This window comes from Escherichia whittamii (assembly GCF_014836715.1).
In the GTDB taxonomy this organism is placed as follows: Bacteria; Pseudomonadota; Gammaproteobacteria; order Enterobacterales; family Enterobacteriaceae; genus Escherichia; species Escherichia whittamii.
Map to the genome: position 1 here is coordinate 35,745 of NZ_JACSQI010000019.1, position 20,118 is coordinate 55,862.

Annotated in this window: 22 protein-coding genes and 1 other annotated feature; of the genes, 11 read left to right on the forward strand and 11 right to left on the reverse strand. The window is 49.7% G+C overall.

Features of this window, described 5'->3' with window-relative positions; translation table 11 throughout:
• Positions 1–45: 45 nt before the first annotated feature.
• Positions 46–636 (forward strand): nucleotide exchange factor GrpE, encoded by a 591-nt coding sequence (gene grpE / locus H9644_RS20485; protein ID WP_064529939.1) that lies wholly within the window; start codon positions 46–48, stop codon positions 634–636.
• Between the two features lie 33 nt (positions 637–669).
• Here the strand turns inward: grpE and H9644_RS20490 are convergent, their stop codons facing one another.
• The 3 genes from H9644_RS20490 to H9644_RS20500 all read right to left on the reverse strand — a co-directional run bounded on the left by H9644_RS20490 (position 670) and on the right by H9644_RS20500 (position 3,494).
• A complete protein-coding gene (locus H9644_RS20490; RefSeq protein WP_064529890.1) occupies positions 670–1,275 on the reverse strand; it encodes a DUF6630 family protein in 606 nt (201 codons plus the stop codon).
• A 121-nt stretch (positions 1,276–1,396) separates the two neighbouring features.
• The gene (locus H9644_RS20495; protein ID WP_077883540.1) at positions 1,397–2,683 is read right to left on the reverse strand and encodes an HlyC/CorC family transporter; all 1,287 of its coding nucleotides are present in this window, start codon (positions 2,681–2,683) and stop codon (positions 1,397–1,399) included.
• A 19-nt stretch (positions 2,684–2,702) separates the two neighbouring features.
• Positions 2,703–3,494: a cytochrome C assembly family protein gene (locus tag H9644_RS20500; RefSeq protein WP_064529938.1), complete on the reverse strand. Its 792-nt coding sequence runs from the start codon at positions 3,492–3,494 to the stop codon at positions 2,703–2,705.
• Positions 3,495–3,660: 166 nt separating this feature from the next.
• Between H9644_RS20500 and ffh the strand changes: the two genes are divergently transcribed.
• The 5 genes from ffh (at position 3,661) to rplS (ending at position 7,161) form a co-directional block, all read left to right on the forward strand.
• Positions 3,661–5,022: a signal recognition particle protein gene (ffh, locus tag H9644_RS20505; protein ID WP_000460033.1), complete on the forward strand. Its 1,362-nt coding sequence runs from the start codon at positions 3,661–3,663 to the stop codon at positions 5,020–5,022.
• A 136-nt stretch (positions 5,023–5,158) separates the two neighbouring features.
• Positions 5,159–5,407, forward strand: coding sequence for a 30S ribosomal protein S16 (gene rpsP / locus H9644_RS20510; RefSeq protein WP_000256450.1), 249 nt, complete (start codon positions 5,159–5,161; stop codon positions 5,405–5,407).
• Positions 5,408–5,425: 18 nt separating this feature from the next.
• Positions 5,426–5,974 (forward strand): ribosome maturation factor RimM, encoded by a 549-nt coding sequence (gene rimM / locus H9644_RS20515; protein ID WP_000043335.1) that lies wholly within the window; start codon positions 5,426–5,428, stop codon positions 5,972–5,974.
• 30 nt (positions 5,975–6,004) lie between these two features.
• Positions 6,005–6,772, forward strand: a complete 768-nt coding sequence (trmD, locus tag H9644_RS20520; RefSeq protein WP_064529889.1) for a tRNA (guanosine(37)-N1)-methyltransferase TrmD — start codon at positions 6,005–6,007, stop codon at positions 6,770–6,772.
• Positions 6,773–6,813: 41 nt separating this feature from the next.
• Positions 6,814–7,161: a 50S ribosomal protein L19 gene (gene rplS / locus H9644_RS20525; RefSeq protein WP_000065253.1), complete on the forward strand. Its 348-nt coding sequence runs from the start codon at positions 6,814–6,816 to the stop codon at positions 7,159–7,161.
• 76 nt (positions 7,162–7,237) lie between these two features.
• Here rplS and H9644_RS20530 read toward each other — a convergent pair whose 3' ends face one another.
• The 4 genes from H9644_RS20530 to H9644_RS20545 form a co-directional block, all read right to left on the reverse strand.
• Positions 7,238–7,720 carry an OmpA family protein gene (locus H9644_RS20530; protein WP_064529888.1) on the reverse strand — a complete coding sequence of 161 codons (483 nt, stop codon included), beginning with the start codon at positions 7,718–7,720 and terminating at the stop codon, positions 7,238–7,240.
• A 15-nt stretch (positions 7,721–7,735) separates the two neighbouring features.
• On the reverse strand, positions 7,736–8,959 hold the full coding sequence (gene dgcN / locus H9644_RS20535) for a diguanylate cyclase DgcN (protein WP_064529887.1): 1,224 nt from the start codon (positions 8,957–8,959) through the stop codon (positions 7,736–7,738).
• Complete coding sequence (locus H9644_RS20540) at positions 8,952–9,470, reverse strand: YfiR family protein (RefSeq protein WP_064529886.1); 519 nt, start codon at positions 9,468–9,470, stop codon at positions 8,952–8,954. Before H9644_RS20540 ends, dgcN begins: the two co-directional genes overlap by 8 nt.
• A 150-nt stretch (positions 9,471–9,620) precedes the next feature.
• Positions 9,621–9,983 carry a DUF2799 domain-containing protein gene (locus H9644_RS20545; protein ID WP_064529885.1) on the reverse strand — a complete coding sequence of 121 codons (363 nt, stop codon included), beginning with the start codon at positions 9,981–9,983 and terminating at the stop codon, positions 9,621–9,623.
• Between the two features lie 212 nt (positions 9,984–10,195).
• On the opposite strand from H9644_RS20545, the gene aroF reads away from it, so the two are divergent.
• Together aroF and tyrA are read left to right on the forward strand one after the other, a co-directional pair.
• A complete protein-coding gene (gene aroF, locus H9644_RS20550; protein ID WP_064529884.1) occupies positions 10,196–11,266 on the forward strand; it encodes a 3-deoxy-7-phosphoheptulonate synthase AroF in 1,071 nt (356 codons plus the stop codon).
• 10 nt (positions 11,267–11,276) lie between these two features.
• On the forward strand, positions 11,277–12,398 hold the full coding sequence (gene tyrA, locus H9644_RS20555) for a bifunctional chorismate mutase/prephenate dehydrogenase (protein WP_064529883.1): 1,122 nt from the start codon (positions 11,277–11,279) through the stop codon (positions 12,396–12,398).
• A 41-nt stretch (positions 12,399–12,439) separates the two neighbouring features.
• Here the strand turns inward: tyrA and pheA are convergent, their stop codons facing one another.
• The 4 genes from pheA to bamD all read right to left on the reverse strand — a co-directional run bounded on the left by pheA (position 12,440) and on the right by bamD (position 15,200).
• Positions 12,440–13,600 carry a bifunctional chorismate mutase/prephenate dehydratase gene (gene pheA / locus H9644_RS20560; protein WP_064529882.1) on the reverse strand — a complete coding sequence of 387 codons (1,161 nt, stop codon included), beginning with the start codon at positions 13,598–13,600 and terminating at the stop codon, positions 12,440–12,442.
• A 22-nt stretch (positions 13,601–13,622) separates the two neighbouring features.
• Positions 13,623–13,748, reverse strand: a sequence feature (Phe leader region).
• Entirely contained in the window at positions 13,700–13,747 is a 48-nt protein-coding gene (gene pheL / locus H9644_RS20565; protein ID WP_100229775.1) for a pheA operon leader peptide PheL, read from the reverse strand. It overlaps the preceding feature by 48 nt.
• Positions 13,749–13,850: 102 nt before the next feature.
• Positions 13,851–14,192: a ribosome-associated translation inhibitor RaiA gene (gene raiA, locus H9644_RS20570; protein ID WP_059272170.1), complete on the reverse strand. Its 342-nt coding sequence runs from the start codon at positions 14,190–14,192 to the stop codon at positions 13,851–13,853.
• A gap of 270 nt (positions 14,193–14,462) precedes the next feature.
• Entirely contained in the window at positions 14,463–15,200 is a 738-nt protein-coding gene (bamD, locus tag H9644_RS20575; protein WP_000197669.1) for an outer membrane protein assembly factor BamD, read from the reverse strand.
• A gap of 134 nt (positions 15,201–15,334) precedes the next feature.
• Here bamD and rluD point away from each other — a divergent pair, with 134 nt between their 5' ends.
• The 3 genes from rluD to clpB all read left to right on the forward strand — a co-directional run bounded on the left by rluD (position 15,335) and on the right by clpB (position 19,746).
• Positions 15,335–16,315, forward strand: a complete 981-nt coding sequence (gene rluD, locus H9644_RS20580) for a 23S rRNA pseudouridine(1911/1915/1917) synthase RluD (protein ID WP_059272167.1) — start codon at positions 15,335–15,337, stop codon at positions 16,313–16,315.
• Positions 16,312–17,043: a purine nucleoside phosphorylase YfiH gene (gene yfiH, locus H9644_RS20585; protein WP_064529881.1), complete on the forward strand. Its 732-nt coding sequence runs from the start codon at positions 16,312–16,314 to the stop codon at positions 17,041–17,043. Before rluD ends, yfiH begins: the two co-directional genes overlap by 4 nt.
• 129 nt (positions 17,044–17,172) lie before the next feature.
• On the forward strand, positions 17,173–19,746 hold the full coding sequence (gene clpB, locus H9644_RS20590) for an ATP-dependent chaperone ClpB (RefSeq protein WP_002431841.1): 2,574 nt from the start codon (positions 17,173–17,175) through the stop codon (positions 19,744–19,746).
• The last annotated feature ends 372 nt before the right edge of the window (positions 19,747–20,118 follow it).

Below are 20,118 nucleotides of genomic sequence, written 5' to 3' on the forward strand. Positions count from 1 at the left end.
AGCGAAGTTAGCGAGATGAATGCGAAAAAAAACGCGGAGAAATTCATGAGTAGTAAAGAACAGAAAACGCCTGAGGGGCAAGCCCCGGAAGAAATTATCATGGATCAGCACGAAGAGATTGAGGCAGTTGAGCCAGACGCTTCTGCTGGGCAGGTGGATCCGCGCGATGAAAAAATTGCGAATCTCGAAGCTCAGTTGGCTGAAGCTCAGACCCGTGAACGTGACGGCATTTTGCGCGTAAAAGCCGAAATGGAAAACCTGCGTCGTCGTACTGAACTGGATATCGAAAAAGCGCATAAATTCGCGCTGGAGAAATTCATCAACGAATTGCTGCCGGTAATTGATAGTCTGGATCGCGCGCTGGAAGTGGCTGATAAAGCTAATCCGGATATGTCCGCGATGGTTGAAGGCATTGAGTTGACGCTGAAGTCGATGCTGGATGTAGTGCGTAAATTTGGCGTTGACGTTATCTCTGAAACCAACGTGCCGCTGGACCCGAATGTGCATCAGGCCATCGCAATGGTGGAATCTGACGACGTAGCACCGGGTAACGTGCTGGGCATTATGCAGAAAGGTTATACGCTGAACGGTCGTACGATTCGCGCAGCGATGGTTACTGTAGCGAAAGCGAAGTAAATGTCAGATGGCCGACCTAAAGTCGGCCATTTTTTAGCTTAAAAAATCCTGCACTTCCAGCCACGGCGTGTTGAAATCATCTATTTTTTCATATTCGCTCATTGGCAGAACGACCACATTATAGGCGTCCGCTCCTTCATTCAGATCAAAAATCTGGTAACCCCGCTTATTGAGTTCGGTCTGGATGCGTTCAAATATCTCGTCAAGGTAACGATCCCCGGCTTCGCAGGCATCGGCGATTTCATCTTCCTGGGTTATTTCGACAAGAAGGCATCTTAATTCCTCAGATGCCGTCAGGTCTTTTGTTAGTTCATAAAAACGATCAGCAGCAAAATTGGCCAGTTCGCCATCTTCATCTTCGCCTTTCCAGTCAACGAGGTGAATTAATTCTTCGCCGCGCAGAACCTGTAAAAATGCCTGTGCCAGATCGCGATTTCCCAGGTCGCCACCACTGCAATCGAGAACGTCTTGCAATCCATACTCGTCCTCATCTTCGTCTTCAAAGATTTCAGGTTGCGTCGAAAGTTGAGAGAAAATAGTGGGCCATAATGTTGGGTTGTGCGGTAAAAAAACGTTGGCGACGACGTTGAGATCGTCCGCAAAATCCTTATCCCATTCAATTACATAATCATCTGACATAGCATCAAGATCCTTTCTTAATGATTGAAAAGGACATTATTGCATCGCTAAGTAAATGACAGGAATTGATGGAATCCTAAAAGATGGCGATAAAAAAGGCGAACCGGAGTTCGCCCTTGTGTTACTCCGCCACACTCTCGCGCAGCGGTTTTACAGGAAAAACTTTTACCTGCTTAATCATATTGTCTTGTACATCGAGAATATCGATATCGTACTCGCCAATACGTACGCGAGTGCCTGCAACCGGGATCTCTTCCAGCGCTTCCAGAATAACGCCATTAACTGTGCGGGCATCATCTTCCGGTAGATGCCAGTTAAAGGCTTTGTTGATTTCTCGCACGTTGGCTGTGCCATCAATAATCACCGAACCGTCGTTTTGCGGCGTGACTTCTTCGGCAAGTGTTGGCGACATCGACGTGGTGAAATCTCCGACAATCTCTTCCAGAATATCTTCGACCGTGACCAGCCCCTGAATGTCTCCGTATTCGTTGACCACCAGACCGACTTTCTTTTTATTGCGTTGAAATTTAACTAATTGCGTACTGAGCGGTGTGCCTTCAGGCACAAAATAGATTTCGTCCGCAGCACGTAGCATGGTTTCTTTGGTGAACTCTTTTTTCTCGGACATGAGTCGCCAGGCTTCGCGTACTCGCAGCATGCTGATGGCGTCGTCCAGCGAATCGCGGTATAGCACGATGCGTCCGTGGGGGGAGTGGGAGAGCTGACGGAGAATCGATTTCCAGTCATCGTTGATATCAATGCCGATAATTTCACTGCGCGGCACCATGATGTCATCAACAGTCATTTTTTCCAGATCGAGCACCGACAGCAGCATATCCTGATTGCGACGGGAAATTTGTGAGCGCGATTCGTGCACAATGGTGCGCAACTCTTCTTTGCTTAAAGAGCCGCTAACCACGATATCGGTTTTGATGCCCATCATGCGCATTAACATGCGGGTAATAGCGTTCAGCAACCAGACCAGCGGCATCATCAAAATTTGCAGCGGCGCTAACAGAAAGCTACTCGGATAAGCGACTTTTTCCGGGTATAGCGCAGCGATAGTTTTCGGCAACACTTCGGCAAAAACCAGCACTACAAAGGTCAGCACGCCGGTCGCAATTGCTACGCCCGCATCACCGTACAAACGCATCCCAACGATGGTGCCGAGCGCGGAAGCGAGGATATTGACCAGGTTATTGCCGATTAATACCAGACTTATCAGGCGGTCTGGTTTACGCAGCAATTTTTCGACGCGCTTTGCCGAACGATTGCCCTGTTTCGCCATATGCCGCAGACGATAGCGGTTGAGTGTCATCATTCCGGTTTCGGAACCGGAAAAATAGGCTGAAATGACCACCATGATGATCAGAATAACGATCAGCGTGGTAGTAGATATGTGTTCCAGGGGAAACTCCTTTTCTGGTTTAGCTGATTAACTGCTGGACAATTCGGCTGCCGAAGTAGGCCATCGTCAGAATGACCGCGCCAGCGACGTTAAACCAGACGACGCGGCGCCCACGCCATCCTTCATGGTAATGCCCCCACAGCAGCACAATATAGACAAACCACGCCACGATAGAGAGCACAGCCTTGTCGATATTCTCCATGCTAAACAAGTTGTGCATGTAGAACAGCCCAGTACAAAGAGTGAGCGTTAACAGCACTACGCCAATCTGTGTGATGTGGAACATTTTGCGCTCGATACTCATCAACGGCGGCATTTCCTGATTAAACGCCAGCTTCTTGTTCTTCAGCTGGTAATCAATCCACGCCAGTTGTAGGGCATACAGGGCGGCGATAATCAGCGTGGCATAGGAAAAGAGTGACAAGCCAATGTGCACCAGCATCCCCGGCGTTGCTTCAAGATGGGTGATGTATTCATTGGGCATGAATGTCGCCAGCGCCAGGTTGATTAGCGCGAAGGCATAGACGATCGGCAATAGCAGCCAGCCGCGGTTGCGGGAAGCCACGATAGTCATCACCGTACAGATCATCAAACTGACCAGCGAACCAACGTTCAGCAGGCTAAGGTTTTGTCCGCTATCACCGCCAGGCAGGATGCGGGCTTCCAGAGCGATTGCGTGGCAGACCAGCGCGATGACCGCAGAAATAATAGCCATTCGCCGCCAGCCGCCGTTTTTTTGCAGCAGACCGGGAACAATCAGCGCGAGGCTGACAGAGTAGGCGACGAGCGCGAGCAGAGCAAAAACGGGCATAGTGATGTCGACAGTTTGAGCAATGAGAAAGAGAAGCAGTATAGCGTCAGGAGAACGCTGCTCCAACCGTTGCATAACAACAAAGACGCCTTCATGTTATACTGCGGCAAAATACAGATGATGTGTCGCGATTGCGGCCAACCGTTTCCACCCCAGGCGAGAGACAATGTTTGATAATTTAACCGATCGTTTGTCGCGCACGCTGCGCAATATCAGTGGCCGTGGACGCCTTACTGAAGACAACGTTAAAGATACGCTGCGCGAAGTGCGCATGGCGCTACTGGAGGCGGACGTCGCCCTGCCGGTAGTGCGTGAGTTTATCAATCGCGTAAAAGAGAAAGCGGTTGGTCATGAAGTTAATAAGAGCCTGACGCCGGGGCAGGAGTTTGTCAAAATCGTCCGTAACGAACTGGTTGCGGCGATGGGCGAAGAGAACCAGACCCTGAATCTCGCCGCACAACCCCCTGCGGTCGTGCTGATGGCGGGCCTGCAAGGTGCGGGTAAAACGACCAGCGTCGGTAAGCTCGGTAAGTTCCTGCGTGAGAAGCACAAGAAGAAAGTGCTGGTGGTTTCTGCCGACGTTTATCGCCCGGCGGCAATCAAACAGCTTGAGACGCTGGCCGAACAGGTAGGCGTCGATTTCTTCCCTTCAGATGTTGGTCAGAAGCCGGTTGATATCGTTAATGCGGCGCTGAAAGAAGCCAAACTGAAATTCTACGACGTGCTGTTGGTGGATACCGCCGGTCGTTTGCACGTTGACGAAGCGATGATGGACGAGATCAAACAGGTCCATGCATCGATTAATCCGGTTGAAACCCTGTTTGTCGTCGATGCCATGACTGGTCAGGATGCCGCGAATACCGCGAAAGCCTTCAACGAAGCGCTTCCGCTGACCGGCGTGGTGCTGACCAAAGTCGACGGCGACGCCCGTGGCGGTGCGGCGCTCTCTATTCGTCACATCACCGGTAAACCGATTAAATTCCTCGGCGTCGGCGAAAAAACCGAAGCGCTGGAGCCGTTCCATCCGGATCGTATCGCTTCCCGTATCCTCGGCATGGGCGACGTGCTGTCGCTGATCGAAGATATCGAAAGTAAAGTTGACCGCGCGCAGGCTGAGAAATTAGCCAGCAAGCTGAAAAAAGGCGATGGCTTTGATCTCAACGATTTCCTTGAGCAATTGCGCCAGATGAAAAATATGGGCGGCATGGCTAGCCTGATGGGTAAGCTGCCGGGTATGGGGCAGATCCCGGATAACGTCAAGTCACAGATGGACGATAAAGTGCTGGTGCGTATGGAAGCCATCATCAACTCGATGACGCTGAAAGAGCGCGCTAAGCCAGAAATCATCAAAGGTTCGCGTAAACGTCGTATCGCCGCCGGTTGCGGTATGCAGGTACAGGATGTTAACCGTCTTCTGAAGCAGTTCGACGACATGCAGCGCATGATGAAGAAAATGAAGAAAGGCGGAATGGCGAAGATGATGAGAAGCATGAAGGGAATGATGCCACCGGGATTTCCTGGTCGCTAAATGACCTTATGCGACAGAGTTATTAACTGCTGATTGCATTTTCTCCAGAAATCAGTAAAATTTTCGGGCTTTTAATATGACACCGGACTCCGTTCCTCGATGGGGTCCGGTTGTTTTATTCACACAAGAGGATGTTATGGTAACTATTCGTTTAGCACGTCACGGCGCTAAAAAGCGTCCGTTCTACCAGGTTGTTGTCGCTGACAGCCGTAATGCACGCAACGGTCGCTTCATCGAGCGCGTTGGTTTCTTCAACCCAATCGCTAGCGAAAAAGAAGAAGGCACTCGCCTGGATCTGGATCGCATCGCTCACTGGGTTGGCCAGGGCGCAACTATTTCTGATCGCGTTGCTGCGCTGATCAAAGAAGTAAACAAAGCAGCTTAATCTGTCACGGTGGTCATGATGAGCAAACAACTCACCGCGCAAGCACCTGTTGATCCCATCGTTTTGGGAAAAATGGGTTCGTCTTACGGTATTCGTGGGTGGCTCAGAGTGTTTTCTTCCACCGAAGACGCCGAAAGCATTTTTGACTATCAGCCCTGGTTTATTCAGAAGGCGGGTCAGTGGCAGCAAGTTCAGCTGGAAAGCTGGAAGCACCACAATCAGGACATGATCATCAAGCTGAAAGGCGTAGACGATCGTGATGCGGCGAACCTGCTGACGAATTGTGAAATTGTCGTGGATTCTTCGCAGTTGCCCCAGCTTGAAGAGGGTGACTACTACTGGAAAGACCTGATGGGCTGCCAGGTAGTGACCACTGAAGGCTACGATCTCGGTAAAGTCGTCGACATGATGGAAACCGGATCTAATGACGTTCTCGTCATTAAGGCAAACCTGAAAGATGCGTTTGGTATCAAGGAACGTCTCGTACCGTTCCTCGATGGGCAGGTTATCAAGAAAGTCGATCTCACTACTCGTTCAATCGAAGTAGATTGGGATCCTGGTTTTTAAACCACCGGATAAACGGTAAAAGACGGCGCTATGTGGATTGGCATAATTAGCCTGTTTCCTGAAATGTTCCGCGCAATTACCGATTACGGGGTAACTGGCCGGGCAGTTAAAAATGGCCTGCTGAACATCCAGAGCTGGAGTCCACGTGACTTCACGCATGACCGGCACCGTACCGTGGACGATCGTCCTTACGGCGGCGGACCGGGGATGTTAATGATGGTGCAACCTTTACGGGATGCCATTCATGCAGCAAAAAGCGCGGCGGGTGAAGGCGCTAAGGTGATCTATCTGTCACCGCAGGGGCGCAAGCTTGATCAAGCGGGCGTCAGCGAACTGGCAACGAATCAAAAATTGATTCTGGTGTGCGGTCGCTACGAAGGTATAGATGAGCGCGTGATCCAAACCGAAATTGACGAAGAATGGTCAATCGGCGATTACGTTCTTAGCGGTGGTGAGTTACCGGCAATGACGCTGATTGACTCCGTTTCCCGGTTTATTCCGGGAGTACTGGGGCATGAGGCATCAGCAACGGAAGATTCCTTTGCTGAAGGTTTGCTGGATTGCCCGCACTATACGCGGCCTGAGGTGTTAGAAGGGATGGAAGTTCCGTCAGTGTTACTGTCGGGCAACCATGCTGAGATACGTCGCTGGCGTTTGAAACAGTCGCTGGGCCGTACCTGGCTTAGAAGACCTGAACTTCTGGAAAACCTGGCTCTGACTGAAGAGCAAGCAAGGTTGCTGGCGGAGTTCAAAACGGAACACGCACAACAGCAACATAAACATGATGGGATGGCGTAAGCCCCCGAGATATCAGTTTACCCAGGATAAGAGATTAAATTATGAGCAACATTATTAAGCAACTTGAACAAGAGCAGATGAAGCAGGACGTACCTTCCTTCCGTCCGGGTGATACCGTGGAAGTGAAAGTATGGGTTGTTGAAGGTTCCAAAAAACGTCTGCAGGCATTCGAGGGCGTGGTTATCGCTATTCGTAACCGCGGTCTGCACTCTGCATTCACTGTTCGTAAAATTTCCAACGGCGAAGGCGTTGAGCGTGTCTTCCAGACTCACTCTCCGGTAGTTGACAGCATTTCTGTCAAACGTCGTGGTGCTGTTCGTAAAGCTAAACTGTACTACCTGCGTGAGCGTACTGGTAAGGCTGCTCGTATCAAAGAGCGTCTTAACTAAGATTTCGCTTAAGCGACATCCTGTTAAGAAGGGCTGGCCAATTGGCTGGCCCTTTTTTTATCTATTGAAATTGTGTTTACGGTGCACTAATCACCACAGCGACGCGACGGTTCTCAGCGCGACCCTGTGCGGTCTTGTTACTGGCGATGGGGTATTTTTTCCCTAAGCCCTGAGTGGTGAGATTGCTGCGAGGAATTTGTCCCCCCTCAGCCCACGCATCGGCGACGACATTTGCCCGCTTCAGCGATAAAGCTTCGTTGTAACTGTCTTCGCCGTAATTGTCGGTATGTCCATCCATACGGGCATGGGTTAAACCTGTGGAGGTCAGTTTTGCGGCCATTGTCTGGATCTGTTGCTGACTTTCCGGGAGCAGTTTGTAGTCATTTTTAGCAAACAGAATGGTATCAGATAAGCCCAGCGACCAGTCGCCAGCGGATTCAGTAAAACCATAAGACTGCATAGCGGCGACTTGTTCTGGAGTAAACTTCCCTTGTGGTGACTGGCAGCCAGTCAGTATCAGTGAAGAGAACACCAGGGGAACTACCAGTTGCTTTATCATGTAGATATTTCCTTGTTATTTCACCAGCTTTTTGGCGCGCTGGTGTTTGGCCTGATACATATTGTGATCGGCCAGCTCTTGTAATTTTTCGGCGGAGGCGTGCTCAATGGTCATAGCGTAACCAATGCTTAATGTCATAGTGGTTTGATGGCCATTATTAAGATCGAATGGGCGATTAAAAATTTGCGAAAGTGCCGTACAAATCCGCTGCACTTCAGATTCCGACTGTACGCCATAGAGGACCATAGCGAATTCATCGCCGCCTATTCGGTATGCCTGATGTCGCAGCCCGCCAAATTCAGCTAATCGTTTTGCCACCTCAATCAAGACCTGATCTCCCGTCGCATGACCCCAGGTATCATTGATATATTTGAAATTATCACCATCAAGAAACAGTAATGCCGACGTTTTTCGGGCGTCGGAACTGTTCATCAACGTGTTGATACCGCTACGAAATGCTGCGCGGTTAGCCAGCCCGGTTAATGGGTCATGTAGCGCGGTACGTAGAAGCTGCGCATTTTTGGCCTGTAAACGAAGCTGCCACTCTTCCATTTCATCCAGCAGACTGTTGAAGTCGAGAGCGAAGCGGTGAAACTCTGCAATACGTTCTTCCGACACTCGTCGGGAAAAATTGCGATTGGAACGCACATCATGTACGACATCGGTGATGTTTTTTAACGCTTCAACCAGACCATTGTGCAAATGGCGGGTGAGGGTAATTGCGATGCCTGATGCCAGCAGAATACATGCAGTCAGGACAGCGAGCGAAAACCAGATAAAATGGCTGATTGAACTGTCGCGTGCGGTTAACTGGACTTCGCCAATGATTTTTCCATTGTGGCGAATGGGTTGAATTACCGGCGCGGGAAAGAGCCAGTGGCTAATGAAATTACTGAATCTATCTCCTGCTTCTCTGGCTGTGTAGTGCCAGGATGCAATGATATTTTGCTGATTATCACGTACTTCAGCGGTTGAAAATTGACCTTGCTGCCCCAGCGCGGCCAGGGTTTCTGTCGCAGCCGGACCATCGGCAAAAACGACCGCTGCTTCCAGACTATAAGTCATGGTTGCTGCGGTGAGCGCCAGGTTTTTTTGCGCGTATTGTTTCAGGGTCAGTACCGACGTCACGGAAAGCAGCAGCCAGATCAGCGTCATGGTGATAAAGATACTGGTCATGCTGATGTTGCGTAATGCTCTTTTAAACGTAGGTCGCTTATTAAGAGAATTATCGTTATCCATCTTTTTTCTTCCGAGCGAGCATTAAGACATCCGGGTTGACCTTAACACCACTCCGCGATAAGGCATCCAGGTTGACGGCAAACCTGACGTTATTATTATTGATGACCAGACAAAATGCGCTGCCAATAATGCACTCGGTATTTTGTTCGGCAATTAATAATAACGCTCTGGACGGATATTGTTCGATTAATTCTGTCTGGAATGTCGGTGACTCGCTGCCAAAATAAAAACCGTTGCAGTCTGAAATCAGTGCTTCTTGTTTGCTGTGAATGATGACGGGCAGATAAGGTAAAGACGTCGCGCCATTATCTTGCAGGGCGGTGCTAAAACGTGAAGATGAAAAAATACATAGTCTTGGCGGGCCAGATATCGTCGGCCAGCGAGTGTAGCTTACGATACCGGAAACCATTAAACGCACATTTTTCGCAACGCCAGTGGTTTCCTGAGCGAGTAATGGCGCGCCTGCCAGAAGGAATAGCGACAGTAAGAACAGTAGGTGAGAAAAGCGCATTCAGTGATCCTCACCATCTTCGCTCGAAACGCATCGAAAATTTTTCAGAATGTTCATTAAAATATCATTATTTTGTGTGGTCGTCATCCAGAAGAGAATTAAAAATCTAATAAGTTAAATCTTATGATTAATTTTGTGGTGGGATTTAAATTAATTGAGTCTCATTGTGCGGGCATTTTCATCAGCTCCTTTTTGCCATACTTCATGCAATTGGCTGGCATTTTCTACATTGTTGCAGCTGGCAGGGAAACTTTTACCGGAAAGCCCTCGGGCATAAGTAAAATCGATTTGGCAGGTTTTCTTTTGCCCTTCGGCATATCCTTTAAGATATATCCCCCGATCAGCCTGTGAATCGTTAAAAGTATCGTCATTTTTTATGGCAACGCCTGATATCGCATCTTCCATACCAACATCATACCAGTCAGTGCTGGTCAAGGTTGGCGCGTGAGTATAGGGATCAATTTGACAACCGCTAATAACCAAGGCTAACAACGGGGCGATAAAGTGTTTCATTGTTTTTTTCTCCTTTTTCAAAGCATAGCGGATTGTTTTTATTATGTGCGTAAATTTATTTTTACATTATTTGGTGATAAAAACGCAATAAAATTGCATGTGTAAACTTTTATGCACGAAATATGGATTGAAATCTTTACTTGTTGTGTTATCGTTGCGTCATCCTCGCTGAGGATCAACTATCGCAAACGAGCATAAACAGGATCGCCATCATGCAAAAAGACGCGCTGAACAACGTACACATTACCGACGAACAGGTTCTGATGACCCCGGAACAGTTGAAGGCAGCTTTTCCGTTAAGCCTGCAACAAGAAGCCCAGATTGCCGATTCGCGTAAAACTATTTCAGATATCATCGCCGGGCGCGATCCCCGGCTGCTGGTGGTGTGTGGTCCTTGTTCCATTCATGATCCTGAAACCGCTCTGGAATATGCTCGTCGATTTAAAGCCCTTGCCGCAGAGGTCAGCGATAGCCTCTATCTGGTGATGCGCGTCTATTTTGAAAAACCACGTACTACCGTCGGCTGGAAAGGGTTGATTAACGATCCCCATATGGATGGCTCCTTTGATGTAGAAGCCGGGCTACAAATTGCGCGTAAATTGCTGCTTGAGCTGGTGGACATGGGGCTACCGTTGGCGACGGAAGCGTTAGATCCAAACAGCCCGCAATATTTGGGTGATCTGTTTAGCTGGTCGGCAATTGGTGCTCGTACCACGGAATCGCAAACGCACCGTGAAATGGCATCCGGGCTTTCCATGCCGGTTGGTTTTAAAAACGGCACTGATGGCAGTCTGGCGACAGCAATCAATGCTATGCGTGCCGCTGCACAACCGCATCGTTTTGTTGGTATTAATCAGGCAGGGCAGGTGGCGCTGCTACAAACCCAGGGTAATCCGGACGGACATGTGATCCTGCGTGGCGGAAAAGCACCGAACTATAGCCCAGCGGATGTCGCGCAATGTGAAAAAGAGATGGAACAGGCGGGACTGCGCCCCTCACTGATGGTAGATTGCAGCCACGGTAATTCCAATAAAGATTATCGCCGTCAGCCTGCGGTGGCAGAATCCGTGGTTGCCCAAATTAAAGATGGCAATCGCTCAATTATTGGTCTGATGATTGAAAGTAACATCCACGAAGGCAATCAGTCTTCCGAGCAACCGCGCAGTGAAATGAAATACGGTGTATCCGTAACAGATGCCTGCATAAGCTGGGAAATGACCGATGCCTTGCTGCGTGAAATTCATCAGGATCTGAATGGGCAGCTGACGGCACGCGTGGCTTAAGAGGTTTATTATGGTTGCTGAGTTGACCGCATTGCGCGATCAAATTGATGAAGTCGATAAAGAGCTGCTGAATTTATTAGCAAAGCGTCTGGAGCTGGTTGCCGAAGTCGGTGAGGTGAAAAGCCGCTTTGGGTTGCCCATTTATGTTCCGGAGCGCGAGGCATCCATGCTGGCCTCGCGGCGCGCAGAGGCGGAAGCCCTCGGCGTGCCGCCAGACCTGATTGAAGATGTGCTGCGTCGGGTAATGCGTGAGTCCTACTCCAGTGAAAACGACAAAGGGTTTAAAACACTTTGTCCGTCACTACGTCCGGTAGTTATTGTTGGTGGCGGCGGGCAGATGGGACGTTTGTTTGAGAAGATGCTGACGCTCTCTGGCTATCAGGTGCGGATTCTTGAACAACATGACTGGGAGCGCGCGGCTGAGATTGTTGCCGATGCCGGTATGGTGATTGTCAGCGTGCCGATTCATGTTACAGAACAAGTTATCGGCAAATTACCACGTTTACCGAAAGACTGTATTCTGGTCGATCTGGCATCAGTAAAAAATGGACCGTTACAGGCCATGCTGGCGGCGCATGATGGTCCAGTGCTGGGGCTTCACCCGATGTTTGGTCCGGATAGCGGCAGCCTGGCGAAGCAGGTCGTGGTCTGGTGTGATGGACGCCAGCCAGAAGCGTACCAATGGTTTCTTGAGCAAATTCAGGTCTGGGGCGCGCGACTGCATCGCATTAGCGCCGTCGAACATGATCAGAATATGGCGTTTATCCAGGCGTTGCGCCACTTTGCCACTTTTGCTTATGGCCTGCATCTGGCAGAAGAAAATGTTCAGCTTGAGCAGCTTCTGGCGCTCTCTTCGCCCATTTATCGTCTTGAGCTGGCGATGGTCGGGCGATTGTTTGCCCAGGATCCGCAGCTTTATGCCGACATTATTATGTCTTCAGAACGTAATCTGGCGTTGATCAAACGTTACTATAAGCGTTTTGGTGAGGCGATTGAGTTACTGGAGCAGGGCGATAAGCAGGCATTTATTGACAGTTTCCGCAAGGTGGAGAACTGGTTCGGCGATTATGCACAACGCTTCCAGAATGAAAGCCGCGTGTTATTACGTCAGGCGAACGATAGCCGCCAGTAATAATCCTGTGCCGGATGATTCACATCATCCGGCTCTTTTCATCAGGTTGGATCAACAGGCACTACGTTCTCACTTGGGTAACAGCCCAATACCTTCATTGAACGGGTGATTTCACCTAACTCTTTCAATGCTTTTTTCATTTCCACTGATTCAAGATTGGCCTGAATATCCAGATAAAACATCTCTTCCCACGGATTACCGTGAATCGGGCGTGATTCCAGACGGGTCATAATCAGATTGTGGTTGCGCAATACCAGCAACGCTTCAACCAGTGCACCAGCTTGTTGCCCGGTAGCCATTAACAGCGTCGTTTTTGCCGGAACCTGGTCAGACACGTTAATGGCTTTACGTGCCAGCACGACAAATCGGGTGAAGTTTTGTCGTTGATTCGCCTCAATGCGCTCCAGCACCTGTAAACCATACAAGGAACCGCCAGCTTCGCTTCCCAGCGCAGCGATATGTGGTGATTTTGCCTGTGCGACTTTTTCCATCGCCGCGGACGTACTCTCGGTATATTCAATCTTCCAGTGTGGATAACGGTTAAGGAATTTACTGCATTGCTGGAACGGCTGCGGGTGGCTGTAGACCGTGTTGATAGTCGATAAATCGGTGGTGCCGGAAACCAGCAAACAATGGTCGATAGTTAACGTCATCTCGCCAACAATCGACAAGCTGGTATGTTGCAGCAGATCGTAAACGTCGTTTATTGCACCGGAGCTGGTATTTTCAATCGGTACGACGGCATAGTCGGCCTGGCCGGTTTCCACCTGATTAAAAATATCGGCAAATTTGGCGCAGCCGCTTTCAATGAATTGCTCAAAGTGACGGGCAGCGTACTGGCGCGCCGCAAGATGCGAATAAGAGCCTTTGGGGCCGAGAAAAGCAATTCGGGCTGAGTGCGGATTAATTTTATTGAGATGTTGCTGGAGCAAAGCCTGCTGAGTTAATACGGAATCTTCAATGATGAGCTGGAACAGGCGAGTAATGTAGTGGGCATCCAGATGGTGTGTTTTACCAAGCGTAATTAATCTTTCCAGCAAATCGCGCTCACGATCGATATCACGCACCGGGCGATGAGAAAGCAGTTTGGCTTTTCCCACCTCAACGGCCAGCTCGCGCCGCTCTGCCAGTAACGCCAGCAATTTTTCGTCCAGCGTGCTAATTTTCTCGCGCAGCGCCAGTAACGGATTTTCCGATGTCATAGTGTTGCCTTTTTTGTTATCAATAAAAAAGGCCTCCCGATTTGGGAGGCCTTATTGTTCGTCTTCGCATTCTGTTTCACACGACGAAACGCCTCCCATTCAGGGGAAGGTAAAAAAGAATGCGAAGAAAAACGGCGTTTGTTTCATGTTTGTTTCCTTAAGCGACTTCAGTACAGTACCCGTACTGTTTTCATGCTGTCAACAAAAAACGCGCCCGAAGGCGCGTTGGCGATACACTCAATATAAAGGACTACTCTTCTTCAACTTCTTCGACGAAGTTGGCGTCTTTCACCGATGTTGCGGCACGACGTGCTTCGCCTTTGTGCTGCAGTTTATTGAGCTGCCGTTCCAGCTTGTTGATCAATTCGTTAATAGCGGTGTACATATCTTCGTGTTTTGCACTGGCAACCAGAACGCCGTTAGGTGTGTTGATAGTGGCGTCAGCGATGAATCCCTGTGGCTCCTTAGACAGGATGATATGTGGGTTAATCAGATGAGTTTGCCATTTTTCCAGTTTGGCGAGACGGTCTTCGACATGTTGGCGGATAGCCGGAGTAATTTCCATTTGTTTGCTGGTAATGTTCATTGTCATAAATTTTACCTCTTGTCTTCCCGTCTTGGTGAATTCAGCATACCGCTCCTGATGTCAAAATGTGTGATGAAAATCTCATAATTTTGTCACTTTTTGTCAACGAAGTTTTTTTGTGAGAAATCGCAGGAAGAGGTGTTTTTTTACTTGAGGAATGTCTCAAAGCGAGCCATATTTGATAGGATCAGTCGCGACTAAATCGCTTTAGTTAGCGTTCAAATCGAATAAAAAAACGGCAGCTCCAGGGCTGCCGTTTTGCGTATATAACACCTGTTAGGTGTTGCTGCTGTTAGCGGCAATAATTTTCGCGACTTTTTCAGCCTGAGCGTTCATCTGCATCTGGCGGTAAGCATTTTCCATCAGCGGCAGCGCATCACGCGTAGCCTGGGTATCCGGGTAGTCACGCAGCATACCTTCGACGCGGTTGACGACGGCAACCCATGCGCCACGTTCGGTGTAGTACTCTGCAACGGAGTATTCATATTTCGCCAGACGATCTTTCAGGAACACCAGACGTTTGGTTGCATCAGTGGTGTACTGGCTGTTTGGATAGCCGCGGACCAGTTTGGAAAAGTCATTAAACGCAGCTCGTGCATGTTGAGGATCGCGATCGCTACGATCGACGCCAAAGAACCCTTGCAATGCGCTATCATCCAGCGCCATATTGGTCAGGCCACGCATGTACATGACATAATCGATATTCGGATGGGTCGGGTTGAGGCGAATAAAACGATCGATGGCAGCCTGCGCTAACGGCAGATCGGCGTTTTTATAGTAGGCGTAGATGAGATCCAGCTGCACCTGCTGCGAATACGGGCCAAACGGATAGCGATTATCTAACGCTTCCAGTTGCGTTATTGCCTGTCTCCAGTTACCGTCCTGCAGCTTTTGTTGCGCAGTCGCGTAAATTTCATTTGGCGGATTATCAGGTACTTCTTCCTTTGAACCCGAGCAACCCGCCAAAAACAGGCTTAATGTGGCTGCTGCCACCAGATATTTCATGCGCGTCATGACGTTTTGACTTTCCTCAAAATGTATTACGGGAGATTCTCTGTTCCTGCTCCCGGTTAAGACCAGCTACAATAGCACACTATATTAAACGGCAAAGCCGTAAAACCCCAACGATAAACGAAGAAGCAGTATATATGGCACAACGAGTAGAACTCACTGCAACAGTGTCCGAAAACCAACTCGGTCAACGCTTAGATCAAGCTTTGGCCGAAATGTTCCCGGATTATTCACGTTCGCGTATAAAAGAATGGATCCTCGACCAGCGCGTGCTGGTTAACGGCAAAGTTTGTGATAAGCCGAAAGAAAAAGTATTAGGTGGCGAGCAGGTTGCCATCAACGCTGAGATTGAAGAAGAAGCGCGTTTTGAACCACAGGATATCCCGCTGGATATCGTCTATGAAGATGAAGACATTATCGTAATTAATAAACCGCGCGACCTGGTGGTACACCCCGGTGCGGGTAACCCGGATGGCACGGTATTGAATGCATTGCTTCATTATTATCCGCCCATTGCCGATGTACCGCGTGCGGGCATTGTCCATCGTCTGGATAAAGACACCACTGGCCTCATGGTTGTCGCAAAAACTGTTCCGGCCCAGACGCGCCTGGTGGAATCTCTGCAACGGCGTGAAATTACCCGTGAGTACGAAGCGGTGGCAATTGGCCATATGACAGCAGGTGGCACGGTGGACGAGCCAATCAGTCGCCATCCGACAAAACGTACCCATATGGCGGTGCATCCGATGGGCAAACCGGCGGTCACTCACTATCGCATTATGGAACACTTCCGTGTGCACACGCGTCTGCGGCTGCGTCTGGAAACTGGACGTACGCACCAGATCCGCGTGCATATGGCGCATATCACCCATCCGCTGGTGGGCGATCCGGTTTATGGTGGTCGTCCGCGTCCGCCGAAGGGTGCTTCGGAAGCGTTTATCTCCACGCTGCGTAAGTTTGACCGTCAGGCGCTTCATGCAACCATGCTGCGTCTTTATCACCCAATCTCCGGCATCGAAATGGAATGGCATGCGCCTATTCCACAAGATATGGTGGAGCTGATTGAGGTGATGCGTGCCGATTTCGAAGAGCATAAGGATGAAGTGGACTGGTTATGAGTAAGTTGATTGTCCCGCAGTGGCCGCTGCCAAAAGGCGTTGCGGCCTGTAGCTCTACCCGTATCGGCGGCGTAAGCTTACCGCCTTACGACTCGCTCAACCTGGGGGCCCATTGTGGTGATAACCCGGAGCACGTTGAGGAGAATCGCAAGCGGCTTTTTGCTGCGGGCAATTTGCCTTCAAAACCGGTCTGGCTTGAGCAGGTACACGGCAAAGATGTGCTTAAGCTTACTGGCGAACCTTATGCTTCAAAACGAGCGGATGCCTCTTATAGCAACACACCCGGCACGGTTTGTGCCGTGATGACAGCCGATTGCCTGCCCGTGCTGTTTTGCAATCGGGCGGGAACGGAAGTCGCTGCTGCCCATGCAGGCTGGCGCGGATTGTGCGCTGGCGTTCTGGAAGAGACGGTTTCCTGTTTTGCCGATAAGCCCGAAAACATTCTTGCCTGGTTAGGTCCGGCAATCGGTCCACGCGCGTTTGAAGTTGGGCCGGAGGTTCGTGAGGCGTTTATGGCAGTAGACGCCAAAGCGAGTACAGCTTTCATTCAGCATGGTGATAAGTATCTGGCGGATATTTATCAGCTTGCCCGGCAGCGTCTGGCGAACGTCGGTGTCGAACAAATTTTCGGCAGTGACCGCTGTACATACACGGAAAATGAGACATTCTTCTCTTATCGTCGCGACAAGACCACGGGTCGTATGGCAAGTTTCATTTGGCTGATATAACCTAAAGAATCAAGACGATCCGGTACGCGTGATTTTCTTTTCACATTAATCTGGTCAATAACCTTGAATAATTGAGGGATGACCTCATTTAATCTCCAGTAGCAACTTTGATCCGTTATGGGAGGAGTTATGCGTCTGGATCGTCTTACTAATAAATTCCAGCTTGCTCTTGCCGATGCCCAATCACTTGCACTCGGGCACGACAACCAATTCATCGAACCACTTCATTTAATGAGCGCCCTGCTGAATCAGGAAGGGGGTTCGGTTAGTCCTTTATTAACATCTGCCGGCATCAATGCTGGCCAGTTGCGCACAGATATCAATCAGGCATTAAACCGTTTACCACAGGTTGAAGGTACAGGTGGCGATGTCCAGCCATCACAGGATCTGGTGCGCGTTCTTAATCTTTGCGACAAGCTGGCGCAAAAACGTGGTGATAACTTTATCTCGTCAGAACTATTCGTTCTGGCGGCACTTGAGTCTCGCGGCACGCTGGCCGACATCCTGAAAGCAGCAGGGGCGACCACCGCCAACATTACTCAAGCGATTGAACAAATGCGCGGAGGTGAAAGCGTGAACGATCAAGGAGCTGAAGACCAACGTCAGGCTTTGAAAAAATACACCATCGACCTTACCGAACGTGCCGAACAGGGCAAACTCGATCCGGTGATTGGTCGTGATGAAGAAATTCGCCGTACCATTCAGGTACTGCAACGTCGTACTAAAAATAACCCGGTGCTGATTGGTGAACCCGGTGTTGGTAAAACTGCCATCGTTGAAGGTCTGGCGCAGCGTATTATCAATGGAGAAGTGCCGGAAGGGCTGAAAGGCCGCCGCGTGCTGGCGCTGGATATGGGCGCGCTGGTGGCCGGGGCGAAATATCGCGGTGAGTTTGAAGAACGTTTAAAAGGCGTACTTAACGATCTCGCCAAACAGGAAGGCAACGTCATCCTGTTTATCGACGAATTACATACCATGGTCGGTGCAGGTAAAGCCGATGGCGCAATGGACGCCGGGAACATGCTGAAACCGGCGCTGGCGCGTGGTGAGCTGCACTGCGTGGGTGCCACGACGCTGGACGAATATCGCCAGTACATCGAAAAAGATGCTGCGCTGGAACGTCGCTTCCAGAAAGTGTTTGTTGCCGAGCCAACGGTGGAAGACACCATTGCTATTCTGCGTGGTCTGAAAGAACGTTATGAACTGCACCATCATGTGCAAATTACTGACCCGGCAATTGTTGCTGCGGCGACGTTGTCCCATCGGTACATTGCTGACCGTCAGTTGCCGGATAAAGCTATCGACCTGATCGATGAAGCGGCATCCAGCATTCGTATGCAGATTGACTCAAAACCGGAAGAACTCGACCGACTCGATCGTCGTATTATTCAGCTCAAACTGGAACAACAGGCGTTAATGAAAGAGTCTGATGAAGCCAGTAAAAAACGCCTGGATATGCTCAACGAAGAACTGAGCGACAAAGAACGTCAGTACTCCGAGTTAGAAGAAGAATGGAAAGCAGAGAAAGCGTCGCTCTCTGGCACGCAGACCATTAAAGCGGAACTGGAGCAGGCCAAAATCGCCATTGAACAGGCTCGCCGTGTGGGTGACCTGGCGCGGATGTCTGAATTGCAATACGGCAAAATTCCGGAACTGGAAAAACAACTGGAAGCCGCAACGCAGCTCGAAGGTAAAACCATGCGTCTGCTGCGTAATAAAGTGACAGATGCCGAAATTGCTGAAGTGCTGGCGCGTTGGACGGGGATTCCTGTTTCTCGCATGATGGAAAGTGAACGCGAAAAACTGCTGCGTATGGAGCAAGAACTGCACCATCGTGTCATTGGCCAGAACGAAGCGGTTGATGCGGTATCTAACGCTATTCGTCGTAGCCGTGCAGGGCTTGCTGACCCGAATCGCCCAATTGGTTCATTCCTGTTCCTCGGCCCGACTGGTGTGGGGAAAACTGAACTTTGTAAGGCGCTGGCGAACTTTATGTTTGATAGCGACGAGGCGATGGTCCGTATTGATATGTCCGAGTTTATGGAGAAACACTCGGTGTCTCGTCTGGTTGGTGCACCTCCGGGATATGTCGGTTATGAAGAAGGTGGCTACCTGACCGAAGCGGTGCGTCGTCGTCCTTATTCCGTCATCCTGCTGGATGAAGTGGAAAAAGCCCATCCGGATGTTTTCAACATTCTGTTGCAGGTATTGGATGATGGACGTTTGACTGACGGGCAGGGGAGAACGGTCGACTTCCGTAATACGGTGGTCATTATGACCTCTAACCTCGGTTCTGATCTTATTCAGGAACGTTTTGGTGAACTGGATTATGCGCACATGAAAGAGCTGGTGCTCGGCGTGGTTAGCCATAACTTCCGTCCAGAATTCATTAACCGTATCGATGAAGTGGTTGTCTTCCATCCACTGGGTGAACAACACATAGCATCAATTGCGCAGATTCAGCTGAAACGTCTGTACAAACGTCTGGAAGAGCGTGGTTATGAAATCCACATTTCTGACGAGGCGCTGAAACTGTTGAGCGAGAATGGTTACGACCCAGTCTATGGCGCACGTCCTCTGAAACGTGCAATCCAGCAGCAGATCGAAAACCCACTGGCACAGCAAATACTGTCTGGTGAATTGGTTCCAGGTAAAGTCATTCGCCTGGAAGTTAATGAAGATCGTATTGTCGCAGTCCAGTAAATAAGAAAAACGAGTCCTTCGGGGCTCGTTTTTTGCCTCTTTTCCAACCGAAAAGGGCCGTTTTTAAGGTGTTTTGCTTAAGAATTGAACGAACGATAAATTTTTTATATTTTTCGCTTGTCACTTCAGAATAACTCCCTATAATGCGCCACCACTGACACGGAACAACGGCAAACAAGCCGCCGGGTCAGCGAGGTTCTACTGAGGATTTCGGCAGAGAAAAGCGAAATAAGCGCTTGACTCTGAAAGGGGAAAGCGTAATATACGCCACCTCGCGGCAGTGAGCTGAAAGCCACGTCGCAACTGCTCTTTAACAATTTATCAGACAATCTGTGTGGGCACTCGAAGATACGGATTCTTAACGTCGCAAGA